1 protein-coding gene is annotated in these 731 nt (G+C 42.4%); it reads right to left on the bottom strand.

Annotation, left to right across the window (positions count from 1 at the left end):
• Positions 1-155 precede the first annotated feature (155 nt).
• Positions 156-731 (bottom strand): uroporphyrinogen decarboxylase family protein (locus V7D75_RS06355; RefSeq protein ID WP_333613872.1); only part of this gene is annotated, 576 nt, incomplete at its 5' end.

The raw sequence follows: 731 nt of genomic DNA, 5'->3' as shown, positions 1-731 counted from the left end.
AATCGCTGCTGAAATCATAAGATATTCCTTTTTCTTTTAATGCGTAAATGCTTAGATAGCTATAAGGCCTACATCAAAGTTAAACCTTGTTGCTGCTAAATATAAGCGCTATTACTAGCGCTTTTAAACGTTCATTTTTTTAATAATTAGCGGTATTAAATTTTATAGTCATGTACTGCATCGATAAAGACTTTGGCATTATCAGGATTGACCCACTGAGTAATACCGTGACCTAAGTTTGCCACATAGCCAGTTTTTTCGCCACTGGCGTAAGCGCTATCGAGCATCGCGTTGACTTCAGCACGGATAGTTGCAGGCGAGCCGTACAAGGTTGCGGGGTCTAAATTACCCTGAATGGCTTTGCTGCTTTGTAGTTTTTTATGTTGCTTGGTCAATTGGCGCTGACTTTCTGTCAATACTTGACGGGCGCGATCAATAGGCATCGTCCAGTCTAAACCTAGCGCATCGGCCTCACTATCCGCTTGCACATCAAGCCACAATCCACCGCCTTTAGTAAATAGCACGACTGGGATTTCTGGATGACGTATCTTTAGCTCAGCGACAATACGCTTATTATAAGCATGCGAGAAATTCACAAACTGACGATGACCAAGCGCCCCGCCCCAACTGTCAAATATCTGCAAAATTTGTGCACCAGCAACCACTTGCGCATCCAAATAATCAATCACTGACGTTGCCAATTTATCTAATAATTGATGTAAAAACTCCGG

The organism is Psychrobacter sp. (assembly GCF_036731945.1).
Taxonomy (GTDB): Bacteria; Pseudomonadota; Gammaproteobacteria; order Pseudomonadales; family Moraxellaceae; genus Psychrobacter.
Note: the sequence above shows the minus strand (reverse complement) of the source record. Positions and strands in the feature narration are given on the sequence as shown.